The organism is Streptococcus sp. HMSC10A01 (assembly GCF_001807785.1).
GTDB lineage: Bacteria > Bacillota > Bacilli > Lactobacillales > Streptococcaceae > Streptococcus > Streptococcus gordonii.
Genome location: NZ_KV790972.1, coordinates 1 through 14,136 on the forward strand (window position 1 = coordinate 1; position 14,136 = coordinate 14,136).

Annotated in this window: 9 protein-coding genes; 7 read left to right on the forward strand and 2 right to left on the reverse strand. The window is 41.2% G+C overall.

Annotated elements, in window-relative coordinates; genetic code table 11:
• The 7 genes from HMPREF3108_RS05700 to HMPREF3108_RS05730 form a co-directional block, all read left to right on the forward strand.
• A partial coding sequence (locus tag HMPREF3108_RS05700; protein ID WP_070493713.1) for a ZmpA/ZmpB/ZmpC family metallo-endopeptidase occupies nucleotides 1–5,772 on the forward strand: 5,772 nt, incomplete at its 5' end.
• 130 nt (nucleotides 5,773–5,902) lie between these two features.
• On the forward strand, nucleotides 5,903–6,484 hold the full coding sequence (locus tag HMPREF3108_RS05705) for a WHG domain-containing protein (RefSeq protein WP_048779310.1): 582 nt from the start codon (nucleotides 5,903–5,905) through the stop codon (nucleotides 6,482–6,484).
• Nucleotides 6,477–7,157, forward strand: a complete 681-nt coding sequence (locus HMPREF3108_RS05710; RefSeq protein ID WP_048779307.1) for an ABC transporter ATP-binding protein — start codon at nucleotides 6,477–6,479, stop codon at nucleotides 7,155–7,157. Before HMPREF3108_RS05705 ends, HMPREF3108_RS05710 begins: the two co-directional genes overlap by 8 nt.
• Nucleotides 7,158–7,160: 3 nt before the next feature.
• Nucleotides 7,161–8,306, forward strand: coding sequence for an FtsX-like permease family protein (locus tag HMPREF3108_RS05715; RefSeq protein WP_070493716.1), 1,146 nt, complete (start codon nucleotides 7,161–7,163; stop codon nucleotides 8,304–8,306).
• Nucleotides 8,307–8,393: 87 nt separating this feature from the next.
• Nucleotides 8,394–9,431, forward strand: coding sequence for a M42 family metallopeptidase (locus HMPREF3108_RS05720; protein ID WP_048779302.1), 1,038 nt, complete (start codon nucleotides 8,394–8,396; stop codon nucleotides 9,429–9,431).
• Between the two features lie 16 nt (nucleotides 9,432–9,447).
• The gene (locus HMPREF3108_RS05725) at nucleotides 9,448–10,380 is read left to right on the forward strand and encodes an alpha/beta fold hydrolase (RefSeq protein ID WP_048779300.1); all 933 of its coding nucleotides are present in this window, start codon (nucleotides 9,448–9,450) and stop codon (nucleotides 10,378–10,380) included.
• A gap of 164 nt (nucleotides 10,381–10,544) precedes the next feature.
• The gene (locus HMPREF3108_RS05730) at nucleotides 10,545–11,942 is read left to right on the forward strand and encodes a polysaccharide deacetylase family protein (protein WP_048779298.1); all 1,398 of its coding nucleotides are present in this window, start codon (nucleotides 10,545–10,547) and stop codon (nucleotides 11,940–11,942) included.
• Between the two features lie 93 nt (nucleotides 11,943–12,035).
• Here the strand turns inward: HMPREF3108_RS05730 and HMPREF3108_RS05735 are convergent, their stop codons facing one another.
• Both HMPREF3108_RS05735 and HMPREF3108_RS05740 read right to left on the reverse strand, forming a co-directional pair.
• Nucleotides 12,036–13,127 carry a DEAD/DEAH box helicase gene (locus HMPREF3108_RS05735; RefSeq protein WP_176744518.1) on the reverse strand — a complete coding sequence of 364 codons (1,092 nt, stop codon included), beginning with the start codon at nucleotides 13,125–13,127 and terminating at the stop codon, nucleotides 12,036–12,038.
• Nucleotides 13,117–14,097 (reverse strand): Gfo/Idh/MocA family protein, encoded by a 981-nt coding sequence (locus HMPREF3108_RS05740; RefSeq protein ID WP_070493718.1) that lies wholly within the window; start codon nucleotides 14,095–14,097, stop codon nucleotides 13,117–13,119. The genes HMPREF3108_RS05735 and HMPREF3108_RS05740 overlap by 11 nt, the downstream gene beginning before the upstream one ends.
• Between the last annotated feature and the right edge of the window lie 39 nt (nucleotides 14,098–14,136).

Consider the following 14,136-nt stretch of genomic DNA (forward strand, 5'->3'; position numbering starts at 1 on the left):
AAAACAGCACCAGTGCATGAAGTTCCCGAACTGACAGAATATGGAACTAGTCCCGAGACAGCTCCAATTCATGAGAACTCTAAGTTGGAATTGACTACAAATGACGGGGTTAGAATTGAAAAGATTGATTTTTCTATTGAGGAGCAGTATACAGATGAGATTCCTGAGGGGAGTCGTCAAATCGCAACTCCGGGAGTCCAAGGCGAACGGACTATCAAGACTCGTGTCTACAGTTCCAATGGTCAGGAAATTGACCGCCAAGAGTTGTCTAATGAGGAAACCCTAGCTCCTGTAACGCAAATCGTCAAAGTCGGCACGGCTAAGCCAAACATGATACCAAGTGATGCACCGAAATCAGAAGCTTTACCAGAGTATCCGTTGACTTACACCGATGAAACGCGCGTTGAGAAGATTGCTTTCAACATCGAGGAGCAATATACCGATGAGCTTGTTCGAGATGCTCGTCAAATCGCAACTCCGGGAGTCCAAGGCGAACGGACTATCAAGACTCGTGTCTACAGTTCCAACGGTCAAGTGGTTGACCGCCAAGAACTATCTAACGAAGAAACCTTAGCTTCCGTAACACAAATCGTCAAAGTTGGCACAGCTAAACCAACCATGGTGCCAAATGAAGCACCGAAAGCAGACGCTTTGCCAGAGTATCCACTGACCTACACGGACGAAACCCGCGTAGAGAAAATCAACTTCACCATTCGTGAAGAAGAAACGGACGAATTAGTTCGTGATGCCCGTCAAATCGCGACTCCGGGAGTCCAAGGTGAGCGCACTATCAAGACTCGTGTCTACAGTTCTAATGGTCAAGTTGTTGACCGTCAAGAATTGTCTAATGAAGAAACTTTGGCGCCCGTAACACAAATCGTCAAAGTCGGCACAGCTAAACCAACTATGGTGCCAAATGAAGCACCGAAAGCAGACGCTTTGCCAGAGTATCCACTGACATATACAGATGAAACCCGCGTAGAGAAAATAGCCTTCAACATCGAGGAGCAATATACCGATGAATTGGTTCGCGATGCTCGTCAAATCGCAACTCCGGGTGTCCAAGGCGAACGGACGATCAAGACCCGAGTCTACAGTTCCAACGGTCAAGTGGTTGACCGCCAAGAGCTTTCTAACGAGGAAACCTTGGCTCCTGTAACGCAAATTGTTAAAGTCGGCACCGCTAAGCCGAACATGGTACCGAACGATGCACCGAAAGCAGATGCTTTAGAGGAGTTCGATTTAATTTCACTGCATAATCTCTTGGCAGAAGCAGATCAGATTAAAGCTCAGGCACGTTATTTTAACGATAGTCAGAGTCATCAATCTAACTACGATACTGCCTTGATGGCAGGTCAAGCTATTTTGAGCCAATCCCAAGCCAGCCAAGCAGAAGTTAACCAACTGGTGGAACAAATCAATCAAGCAAAGGCTCAATTAAGCGGTCTTGATGTTGTCAAAACGGATCTTCAAAATGAGTACGATTTAAATACAAGAATTAAAACTTCGGTTAAATATAAGAATGCGGATTCAGAAAAGCAGACAGCTTATACTGACGAATTGGCCAAGGCAGAAGGGGTTCTAAACAATCAAACTGCTACACAAGTGCAAGTAAACCAAGCTTTTGCTAGCCTGACAGCAGCCAAAGAAGGTCTAAATGGAGTGCCTAAAGTCAAGCCGACAGTTTCCATTTTAAGTCTGACAGAAAATCCTGATGATAAGTCGGTTACAGTCCAATATAGACTGGAAGACCAGACACAGTCCTTCCGTTCAGCGACTGCAGAATTGTACCAGGGAGATCAGCTTGTCCGCACTCTACCGATTACCAATTTCGCTGGCAACCTGAAGATTGGAGATTTAGACTACTACACAGGCTATACCCTGAAAACCAAGCTGACTTATGAACTGGATAATGGCAGCTTCACTGAGTTTGAAACCGACAGCCACAATTTTGAATTGGAATACAAGAAGATTGCCTTTCGAGATATTGATTCTGCCGAGTTTTACAGAAAAGAAAACGACCAGTTTAAGCGCGTCGTATCCATGAGCTCTATGCCTACAGATCTGTCTACCTACTTTGTCAAAGTCAAATCAAGTGAATCTAAGGAAATGCTCCTGCCGGTTCATAGCATAGCGGAAGACCAGAAGGATGGCAGGGATGTCTATAAGGTGACCGTTTCTCTGCCTGAGCTGGTCCAAGAAGGTGAGACAGGCTATAAGTCTGGTTATGACTTCTATATCAGTAAGGCAGCTGTTCCTAGTCAGCAAAATGTCTACACTAGCTTTGCTGGTTTGGTAGACGCTATGAAGCAAAATATGGCTGGCAACTATGTTCTAGGAGCAGATTTGGATGCGAGCGAGGTTGGTCTGGCACCTGCTGATTATGTCTACCTCAAAGGGAACTTCACAGGCAGTCTGACTGGTAGTCATGATGGCAAGCAGTACGCTATTTATAATCTAGCCAAGCCTTTATTTGAAAACCTCAAGAGTGGTTCCTCTATTTCTAATCTGGACCTGAAAGAAGTCAATATTGTTGGTACTTATGACTCAGCTGCACTAGCTCGTAGTGCTGAAAATGCTCAAATCACAGACCTCTCTGTCCAAGGTAGAGTATCAGTTGTAGGAAACGCTTCTAACGTAGCGGGACTAATTGTGAGTGCGACAAACACCCAAATTACCAATAGCTCCTTTACTGGAACTATCGTGTCAAATGATAAACAGGGCAAAGAATACAATGTCGGTGGTTTGGTTGCCAATCTTAAGGGAGGAAACTCCTTGATTAGCCAAAGCAGGGCAAATGTGACTATTCTAGCTGGCGCTAGAGCCAACAACCAACGCTTCGGCGGTCTGGTTGGCCGTTTAGAAAACAATGCTCGCATTAGCCGTTCTTATGTAACTGGAAAGATCCAAAATTCTTCTAAGAACGGTCAGATTGGTGGGGTAGTAGGTTCTAATTACTTCAATGGCTTGATTGATAATGTCATCAGCAATGTCAGTGGTACAAATGTTTACAGTATTTCTGGCGATCAGGGATATGAGAATAACCGTATTACAGAAGCTTATGCCGTTGAAGGAAATAAAACACTGGAAAATGACAAGTTTGTCACTTCAACACTGACTCTGAACGAGGCAGAAGAGAAGCTGGCTAGTTTAGACATTACAACCACGCTAGAAGACACGAATCTCAACCTTTATTCTGTCGACTACACCCAGGAAAAGAATGCTCGAGAAGATCGTCTGATAGCTTATGCTAACATGGAAAAACTCCTCCCATTCTACAATAAGGAGACCATTGTTGCCTATGGAAATAAACTTCCAGATAATCACAAGCTCAATACCGAGTACTTGCTGGATGTTGTTCCGATGAAGGGCGACCAGATTATCACTAATATCAATAGCAACAAGACCGGAATTAACCGCTTGATGCTGCACTTCGAGGATAATACGGTTGACTACCTGGATCTGACCTATAAGGGAGATTTCAAAAATAAGGCAATTGCAGAGTACAGTGTAAACGGCTTAGACCTTCTTTATACACCAGAAGCCTTCCTATCAGACTATAGCAGGATTTTTAATCAAGTGCTTCCTGAGTTGAACCAGGTTGTCCTGGACTCACCGGCTATGCGAAATGTTTTAGGCGTGAATGCTGACACTTCTCTGGATGATCTCTATCTGGATACAGCCTTTGACCAAGTCAAGACTAAGCTGTCAGAAGAGTTACGCAAAGTTCTGGCTATGGACAAGTCCATCAATACTGAAGGCAATGTCGTGGCTGACTATGTAGCTCAGAAGATTACAGCCAATAAGGAAGCCTTCCTGCTGGGTCTGACTTATCTCAACCGTTGGTATAATATCAACTATGACAATATCAATGTCAAGGATTTGTCGGTTTATAAGTTTGACTTCTTTGGAAACAATAATTCTTCAACACTAGATACCATTATTTCACTAGGTCAGTCTGGCTTTAATAATCTTAAAGCCAAGAACAACTATATGGCTTATGATACCTCGCTCTCTGAAGCGACTGGTAAGCGTGGGCTCTTCAATTATCTTGAAGGCTATCGTCAGCTCTTCCTTCCATACAAGACCAATAATGAATGGCTCAAGACCAATACAAAAGCCTACATCGTTGAGGCTAAGTCGGATGTACCAGAAGCTAGACAACTTCAGGATGCAGCCGAGGGCAAGAGTAAGTATTCTGTTGGCGTTTATGACAAGATTACTGCAGATAATTGGGAACACAAGGGCATGCTACTGCCGCTCTTGACCATGACTGAGAAGGGCGTCTATGCTATCTCCAATATGTCCACCATCTCCATGGGAGCTTATGATCGCTATCGCCTTGATGCCAATGGCAGGGTTCGGACAGATGCGGAGCTAGCTGAATATGTCGAAGACCGAGTGAGAAAAACAGCTGAATACCAGCGTGATCACTATGACTTCTGGTACAAGATTCTAAGCGATGAAAGCAAGGACAAGCTCTTCCGTTCTGTTCTGGTTTACGATGGATTCTCATTGGTTGACAAGGATGGTAAAAGATATTGGGCTCCAGCTAATGACAAAAAATCACTGGCTATGCAGGAGTTCTTCGGACCAGCCGGTAAGTGGTACCCAAGCAAGGGCTACAATGCCTATGCTACAGGAAGTGTAACCCACTTTGATGCTGCTCGCTTGTTAGAAGACTATGGAAACTCTGTCTATACGCATGAGATGACCCATAATTCTGATGGTGGTATCTACTTTGAAGGTTATGGTCGTCGTGAGGGCTTGGGTGCGGAACTCTATGCTCGTGGACTCTTGCAGTCCACTCCAAGTGCAGATGAAGCTACCATTACTCTCAATACCCTCTTCAAGGTGAACAAAGACTCTAAGACACGTCTACACACATATAACTTCAAGGAACGCGTTCAAAATGCAGAAGACCTGCAGCACTATGTTCATGGTATGTTTGACATGATCTACACCCTAGATTATCTAGAAGGTAGCTCTATGCTTAAGCAGAGCGATGATGCTAAACTTCAGTGGTTCAGAAAGATGGAGAATTACTATATTACAGATAAGTATGGTAGGGAGACTCATGCTGGTAACCAGACGCGAAGCTTTACTGCTGAAGAAATCAAGCAGCTGAAGACCTTTAACTCTCTGATTGAAAATGATGTGATCACTCGTCGGGAGAACAAGGATAGTGGGAAATACGCTCGAAATGGCTACCTCAGTCTCAGCCTCTTCTCACCAATCTACTCGGCCTTGAGCAATCCAAATGGAGCGCCGGGTGATGTCATGTTCCGTCGCACGGCCTATGAGTTGCTAGCGGCTAAGGGTTACCATGAAGGATTTATCCCTTATGTTTCTGGTAAGTATTCTAAGGAAGCCTTTGATGAAGGCAAGAAAACTTGGGACGGATGGTCTGGAAGAGATGTCGGTCTCGTGACTGACCAGAAAGTCTTGGATAATGTATTCAAGGGTGAATATGATTCCTGGGTAGCCTTCAAGAAAGCTATGTATAAGGAGCGGATTGATCAGCTGACTAAGCTCAAACCAATCACTATTGAGTACGAGCTTAAAAATCCAAACAGTACTAAGAAAGTAACCATCCATTCTTATGAAGAGATGCAGAAGCTAATGGACGAAGCAGTGGCAGAGGATGTACGAAACATTACCAATGCTACTAGTCGTGTCGAAGCTAGCTGGGTCAACCTGCTCAAGAAGAAGATTTACAACGCTTATCTTCGTGAGACAGACGACTTCAGACAGTCAATCTTTAATAAGTAATCATTTTAATACTAGCTAAGGAAACTTAGTTAGTATTTTTTATGTTTTTCTTGCCTTTTACCAGAATTTTTGTTTAAATATATAATAAAGAAACAATTGTTGCGCAACAAATGTATCGGAAAGGGATGCCATGCCACCAAAAAATAAATTCACCAAAGAAGAAATCATTGAAGCTTGCTTAGATCTTGTTCGAGAAGAGGGGAAGTCAGCTGTTACTGCACGAGCAGTTGCTGCTAGATTGAAGTCTTCACCTAAGGTCATTTTTGGTCTCTTTGATAACATGGAAGAGCTTAACAAGGCCATTGTGATTGCTGCTGAGGAAACCTTTGTCAGACAAGTTGAAGTTGCTTTGCAGGAAGAAAAAGCCTTTCGAGCTGTAGGAATTGCTTATATCTGTTTTGCTGCTGAGGAGCCCCAGCTTTTCCAACTGATCTTTATGAATGAGCCTGAACGTGCAATTCATCAGTTTTCTGAATTTTTACCAATCAAAGATTATAGTTATGAAAAAATGATTTTGTCCATTCAAGAGGAATATGGACTTTCAAGACAGCTATCAGAGCAACTTTATCAGCATCTATTTATTTATTCACATGGCATTGCCAGTATGACTGCTGCAGGAATCTATCGCTTTTCACCAGCAGAACTAACTGCCATGCTGACACAAGTTTTCACAGCACTTATAAAGGAATTATTAGGAGGAAATCATGATTGAACTAAAGGGAGTAAGAAAGTCCTACGGAGCCAATGAGGTTTTAAAAGGTATCGATTTACGGATAGAAGAGCAAGATTATTTAGTGATTTTGGGTGCTTCTGGATCGGGTAAGTCGACTTTGCTAAATATTCTTTCAGGCTTGGAAAAACCTGATCAGGGTGAAGTATTATATGATGGGGAAAATATTGCGTCTTTAAGTGAAAGTCAACTGACTAAGTTCCGTAAGAATCAGGTCGCTTTTATATTCCAGCAATATTATTTATTACAAGAGTTGACGGTAGTGCAGAATGTTAAAATGGGAGCCTATCTTGCAAAGAATCAGGATTACTTTCCAATCATCGAAGCCATGGGTTTAAAAGAAAAAATCCATCAATATCCCAGTGAATTATCCGGCGGTGAGCAACAGCGCGTAGCGATTGCCAGAGCCTTGGCTAAGAAGCCAAAGGTACTTTTCCTTGATGAGCCGACAGGAGCTCTCGATGAGGCGACAGGCCGCCAGATTCTATCCTACATTGCTCAAATGAAAAAAGAGCTTGGATTTACCCTAGTAATGGTTACTCATAATGAGCATATAGCCCAGCTGGCAAATACTGTGGTGAGGGTGAATAGCGGGCAAATTCAGGACATTACGGTCAATGAAGAGCCAAAGAGAGTAGAGGAGATTGGGTGGTAGATTATGGTAGTTAGTAGCAAAGATTTACGGAAATTATCTGTTGTCTCCATTATCAGTTTTTGTGCAGTTTTGGTCTCGACTTTATTTATCAATTTTTACCTTGATCTTCAATCTATTGAGGTTGAGAAATTATCTTTACCAGCCAAGGCTTATTACGATGCTCAAGTTCTCATTGCTAAATTTGTCTCCTTGGTTAGTGGAGGAGTGCTTTCTCTCCTAGCTGTTCTTCTCTTATTCTTTTATATCAAGCAGTTTATTGATGATCATAAGGAAGAGTTAGGGATTCTCAAAGCTCTTGGCTACCAAAATGTTGAATTAGCAAAACATTTCTGGATTTTTAGTTGTTCAGTTTTTCTAGGAGACTTGCTTGGGTTTGCTTCATCATTCTTCTTTATGAAGGACTTTTATGATTTGCGCAATCAAAAAGGTTTCTTGCCCACTATTGAAATTCATTTTCATTGGCAATTGTTCCTCGCTATGGTCATCTTACCGACTCTTCTATTTGCCTTGTTAGGAATTGGCTATGCTTTGATTAAATTGAAGCAGCCGAGCCTTTATTTGCTGAAGAGATTTGAGTTGGCACAAGTAAAGCAAAAGCACCATAAAACTAAAGCAAATAAACCTTTTTTGAAAGAGTTGGGGGCTGTTCATTTTTATAAAAGGAAATTATTGATTTTCTTTGTTGTCTTTGCAGCATTTTCTTTTGCAGCTATGATGCAGCTTTCCTTAGGCATGAAAGACTTTATAGATGGTACCATTCAAGTCATGATGATGGGAATAGGCATTCTTCTGTCACTTTCGATTTTGCTGCTTTGTCTAGGTACTGTCGTCCAAGAAAACAAAGCCAGTCTGGCTCTCATGAAAGCCTTTGGCTATAGCAAAAAAGAATGTAGTCTCGTTATTTTTGCTCGTTATCGAGTGGTTGCTTACCTTGGTTTTGTCTTAGGGACGGTATATCAGTATGGTCTTATGAAGTTACTCCTTAAAGTTATTGTGAAAGATGCTAAGGGGGTCCCCGACTACGCATTTGATGTTCAGCTTTGCTTAATCGCCTTCTTAGCCTTTGTGATCTTATATGAAGTTTTACTTGCCTACTATGTCAAAACTATTGAAGGCTTGACCTTAAAAGAAGTCATGCTAGCTGAATAATATAAATAATCTAGCTTTTACATTGATAAACCCATCTGTAAAAGCTATTTTTGTGCTATAATGATAAAAAAATATGAGGAGATTAAAATGAATCAAACTGTTCAATATTTACAAGAATTAACGGCGATTCCTTCCCCAACAGGCTTCACAGCCGAGGTGGCTGACTATCTGGTACAAACGTTGGAAGGATTGGGCTATGAGCCTATCCGGACTAATAAAGGTGGCGTCCATGTTGTGGTTAAGGGTGAAAATGATGCCCAACATCGGGTAGTGACTGCCCATGTGGATACACTGGGGGCTATTGTGCGTGCAGTCAAGTCAGACGGTCGTCTTAAACTGGATCGGATTGGTGGCTTTCCTTGGAACATGATTGAAGGAGAAAACTGCCTAGTCCATGTGGCCAGCAGTGGCAAGACTATCAGTGGGACTATTTTGGTTCACCAGACTTCTTGTCATGTCTACAAGGATGCTGGGACGGTTGAACGTACCCAGGACAATATGGAAGTCCGTTTGGATGAAAAGGTGACGAGTGAAAAAGAAACGCGGGATTTAGGAATCGAAGTCGGTGATTTTATTTCCTTTGACCCTCGTACCACAGTTACTGAGTCAGGCTTTATCAAGTCTCGCTTTCTGGATGATAAGGTCAGTGCAGCTATTTTGCTCAATCTTTTGCGCGTTTATAAAGAGGAAAATATTCAGCTTCCGGTGACGACTCATTTTGCTTTCAGTGTCTTTGAAGAGGTTGGGCACGGGGCTAACTCCAGCCTTCCTGAGCAAGCGGTGGAATATCTGGCTGTTGATATGGGCGCTATGGGTGACGATCAGCAGACAGATGAGTATACGGTTTCCATCTGTGTTAAGGATGCTTCAGGGCCTTATCACTATGGCTTCCGCCAGCATTTGGTAAATTTAGCCAAGGAGCAGGACATTCCTTACAAACTGGACATCTATCCATTTTACGGATCAGACGCCTCTGCAGCTATGAGCGCAGGAGCAGAAGTCAAGCATGCTCTTTTAGGCGCGGGCATCGAATCCAGCCACTCTTATGAGCGGACGCATATTGATTCAGTCGTCGCGACAGAGCGCATGGTCGATGCTTATTTGAAAAGCGAGTTGGTAAAATAGGCAAAAGCGGAGTCCTATGCTAAAGTTTCTAAAATATCTTTCAAGCTTACTTCTATTCATTCTAGTTCTTGCGTTTTTATACCATCAATATAGTCTGAACAAAGAGAAAAAGTTCCTCACCTCTAGTATCGGTCAGCGAGTAGAGGTAGACGGAAAGCAAATGAATGTCTATGTGGCTGGAAATGGACCGAAAACCCTGGTCTTTCTCTCGGGTAGTGGGACAAGTTCACCTATCCTTGATTTTAAATCCCTGTATTCCAAACTTGTAAAGGACTATCGAGTAGTTGTGGTAGAGAAGTTTGGATATGGCTTTAGCGATGACTGGTCTAAACATCGTGATTTGGATACTATTCTAAGTCAAACAAGGAAAGCTTTACAGAAGGCTGATGTCAAAGGGCCATATGTTCTCCTTCCTCATTCTATGTCGGGATTAGAAGCCATGCATTGGTCTGCTTCCTATCCTAAGGAAGTTGAAGCGATTATTGGGTTAGATATGTCCCTTCCTCAAGCATACGATAAGTATAGACCCAATCGGCTTCTATATAAGACTTTGCAATTTGCTGCTAACTCGGGTCTAAGTCGCTGGCTTTATTCTCCGGATAAAGAGATTCATTCCCTGTCTAATGGTTCTTTAAATCCAAAGGAAAGGTCGATTTATAAAGCTTTATTCTATCGACGTCCCTTATCTAATGCCATAATAAAGGAGGCAGAAGAAGTAAAAATGAATGCAAAGCTTGTAAAACAAGACACAGTCACTGCCATTCCTTATTTACTATTTGTTTCCAATGGCCAAGGGACAGGTTTTGCTAAACAGGAGTGGCAAGATATGTCAAAAGACTTTGCTAAAGATCATAAAAATGTTCAGCTAAAGATTTTTGAGGTTCCTCACTATATTCATAGTTATATCTCTGATGAGCTTGCTAAGGAAATAAGAAAATTTTTGAAGTAAGTTTTGGAAAGGCTATCTAGCAGATTAAATAAAAAAACAGCAGGTTAAACAACCTGCTGTTTTCTAATAATTATTTTTAAAAAAATTTTAATATAAATTTGTAGCTTGATAGGTTATAATAAATAGGACACACTAGGAATGAGATACAAAGATAGGATAGGTGTATGAGAAAACATAATAAAAAAAGAATTAATATAAAGAAACTGCTTTTCTTTAGCTTACTTAGTTTTACAGTGGTTCTTGCCCTCTTTTTTGGAGTCAAGAGAATTTACTCATATTTTCAAGATAAGGAATACCAGGAGAAGATTGAAGCCTTAATTTCCAAGGAAGAGAAAAATTACGCTTCAAATACTGAGAAGAAGAGTAGACAAGAGGGCAGTCACTATATTGAAAGCTTCTATCCATTGAGAGATGGTCAAGTCAATACGACTGTCAAAGAAATGATGGATGCTGACAGTCAAACCATCAAGAATGACCATAAAAAAGATAGTAAGATTGATCAATTGACCTTCTATTATTCAGAAGAAAAAGATACCAGTCTAACTGATGTAAAAGAAGTTTTGGTTCATCGAAAAGATTATCAAGCAAAAAATAGGAAAATTAATCCTGCGGAAACCCGTCAAATTGCATGGAGTTATCTCGGTTCAGATGGTAATCGTTTCACCTTAGACAAGGTTTTTCAGGATGCAGAAGTTGCAAAAGAAGTCCTCTTAAGTGAAATCTCTAGCCAACTTACTTTTAGACAGATAGATGAAGCGGCTCAGACAGAAGTTCTTAACAGTATGTCAGCAAGCGACTTAAGCCAGTGGAATTTCCGGTATGAGAATAGTCATTTTTCTATTAGCTTACCTAAAGAAATTCAAGGCTTGACTAGTTTAGATGTCCCTTTATCCAGCCTTTATAATCAAATCAACCCTTCTTATCTAAAAGGAGCGGACTTGGAAGCATATCAGAACTATGAATCTAAAAGACATGAGAAAATGGTTGCTCTGACTTTTGATGATGGACCGGATGCTAAAACAACACCACAAGCGTTGGATATCCTAAAGAAATACGGTGTTAAGGCTACTTTCTTTATGCTAGGTCAAAATGTAGTAAGCAATCCAGACATTGTCAAGAGAGTAAAAAATGAAGGTCATCAAATTGGAATACATACATGGGATCATCCAGTTTTAACCAAACTTCCTATGGAAACAGTCAAGAAAGAAATTTTTGATACTCAGACGGCTATATATAACGTTGTAGGGATTAAGCCAACGATTACGCGACCACCTTATGGAGCTATTAATTCTACGATTCAAAATGCGATTGACCAATCCTTTATCATGTGGAATGTGGATAGTCTAGATTGGAAGACACGGAATACTAAAGCCATTATGCAGGAGGTTTCCAAGACCCAACCAGGCTCTATCATCCTCATGCATGATATACATCAGACCAGTATTGATGCCCTTCCGAGTGTCATCCAATATCTGCAAAATAATGGCTACACTCTAGTGACAGTCGATGAGTTGCTAGAGGGTCAGTTAGAGCCACATCGTATCTATTATGGTAGAGACTAAGACAGTTCTTGGGGTTAGATTTTTGAAATCATTGTTGGTAATGAGTAAAAGCAAAAAGCTTTGGAAACATTAGATTTCCAAAGCTTTTTTAGCTTAACTCGTTACATAAAGTTCTTGATTTTTTAGTACAATTTCGCGAACAGAAGCGTATTTTTTCAATATCTTCAGCTCTTCTGGATGGCTGATGAGGGTGATAACAGAACCATCCTTTCCCATACGTCCTGTCCGACCAGATCGGTGGGTATAGGTTTCGATGTCGCGAGGAAGCTCATAGTTTACTACGCATTCCAGAGAGTCAATATCGATTCCTCGGGCAACTAGGTCAGTGGCCAGCAAGAGAGTAATCTGATGGTCTTTAAACTTATCAAGAATCACCTTTCTGAACTTAACATTGACATCACTGGCAAGTGAAACAACATTGGCTTCTCGATACTGAAGTTTTTCCTCAGCACTACCCAGATCAGATAGAGAATTGAAGAAAACCAACCCACGAAATTCTTCTACATTAGACAGTTTGCGTAGCAACTCTACTTTGTCACGTTTTTCAACTTGTATGTAAAAATGCTGGATATTGTCCAAGACTTGATTATCAATGCTGATTTTTAGGGTGTCTTTAGCAATCTTATCGTGGTCGAACTTAGCGGTGGCGCTCATATATACCAGCTGGTGGTCACGAGGTGCATAGCGAACGATTTTATCAACAAAATGATACTGAGAATCGCTGAGCAGTTGGTCAAATTCATCTAAAACGATTGTATCAATATTCATCATCTTAATTTTTTTCAGCTTGACCAATTCAAAAATTCGACCTGGAGTACCAATGATAATTTCAGGTCCTTTTTTTAGACGTTCAATCTGGCGTTTTTGACTGGATCCAGAAATGAATAGCTGAGCGTTCAAACCAAGTGAGTCTGCCCAGCTTTTGCAAACTTCAAAGATTTGTCCAGCCAACTCAGTATTAGGAGCTAAAATCAAGAGTTGTTGAGCTTTTTTTGGCGTTATCTTAAGTAGACTGGGAAAGAGGTAGGCTAGAGTTTTGCCAGTTCCCGTTGGACTGATCCCTAAAACAGATTTTCCTGATGAAATTGGCTCAAATATCTCTTCCTGTATACTTGTAAGCTCTGAAAATCCTAAGTCTTCTAACTTGTCTTGCCAAGAGTTAGGAAAATATTTTTTAATCATAATCAACCTCAAATCTAATGCCAGCATCCTTGCGCATGGTCCACAATGTTTGGTGAACGGCAGATGCTGCTTTTAGCCATTCCTCATAAGCTGTTCGATCTTTTCTTAGTAATACTGTTGCAAAGGCTTTAGCTTCCTCCTGCATGGTATGAGAAGCTTGCTGGATGGGAAGAATAGTTTCTTGTCCATCTAGTCCATGGAAAATAGCAGAGCTGATAAATTCAATACTGTCTAAAGTCAGAGTTCCCTGATCCGTGTAGATTTCTGCGGGTAGATTGCTATTGATATTTTTTCCAGCCTGAATCCCGACTTGGAAATCAGGGTATATCAAAGCTCCCACTCCATTTAAGTCAACGGTATTAGGTAATTGTTGAGCACTGTATCGAGCAGATTGAGGGGAACCAAAGAGCCTAATCGCAGCGTATACGGGATAGACACCTAGGTCCATCAAAGCTCCACCAGAAAACTTGGCAGAAAAGACATTAGGTTCTTTCCCTGCAAGTAGTGCCTGCATCTTAGAAGAATATTTGGCATAGGTGAAGTGAGCTCCCCAGATAGTCTTGTCCTTGAGGAAGCTTTGAATAGTAGAGAAGGCTTTTTCATGATAGTTACGGGCAGCTTCAAAAATATAAACTTCTTTTTTCTTAGAAAGGGCTACTAGTTCTTGCCATTCTTCCGGTAGCGACACAGCTGGTTTTTCAATAATCGCGTGTTTACCTACTAAAATAACTTGTTTAGCCTGCTCAAAGTGTAAGGAATTTGGACTTGCAATATAGACTACATCGAGCGAACTTTTTAAAAAATCTGTCAAATCACTAAAAAGTTCTACATTTTGATAATCTTGGGCAAAGGCTTGAGCAGAAGTTAAGCTCCGCGAATATACAGCCTGTAACTCATAATGGCCACTGAGTTTAGCAGCCTTGATAAACTCATGGGAAATCTGTCCTGTTCCAATAATACCTAATTTTAACATGCTTCCCTCCTTTAAAAATCTCTCTATTCTTTACTGATT

Bases quoted from the DNA above. Each gene is read 5' to 3' on its own strand.
- HMPREF3108_RS05730 (WP_048779298.1), top strand. From the start codon at position 10,545: ATGAGAAAACATAATAAAAAAAGAATTAATATAAAGAAACTGCTTTTC.
- HMPREF3108_RS05740 (WP_070493718.1), bottom strand. From the start codon at position 14,097: ATGTTAAAATTAGGTATTATTGGAACAGGACAGATTTCCCATGAGTTT.
- HMPREF3108_RS05710 (WP_048779307.1), top strand. From the start codon at position 6,477: ATGATTGAACTAAAGGGAGTAAGAAAGTCCTACGGAGCCAATGAGGTT.
- HMPREF3108_RS05715 (WP_070493716.1), top strand. From the start codon at position 7,161: ATGGTAGTTAGTAGCAAAGATTTACGGAAATTATCTGTTGTCTCCATT.
- HMPREF3108_RS05705 (WP_048779310.1), top strand. From the start codon at position 5,903: ATGCCACCAAAAAATAAATTCACCAAAGAAGAAATCATTGAAGCTTGC.
- HMPREF3108_RS05725 (WP_048779300.1), top strand. From the start codon at position 9,448: ATGCTAAAGTTTCTAAAATATCTTTCAAGCTTACTTCTATTCATTCTA.
- HMPREF3108_RS05720 (WP_048779302.1), top strand. From the start codon at position 8,394: ATGAATCAAACTGTTCAATATTTACAAGAATTAACGGCGATTCCTTCC.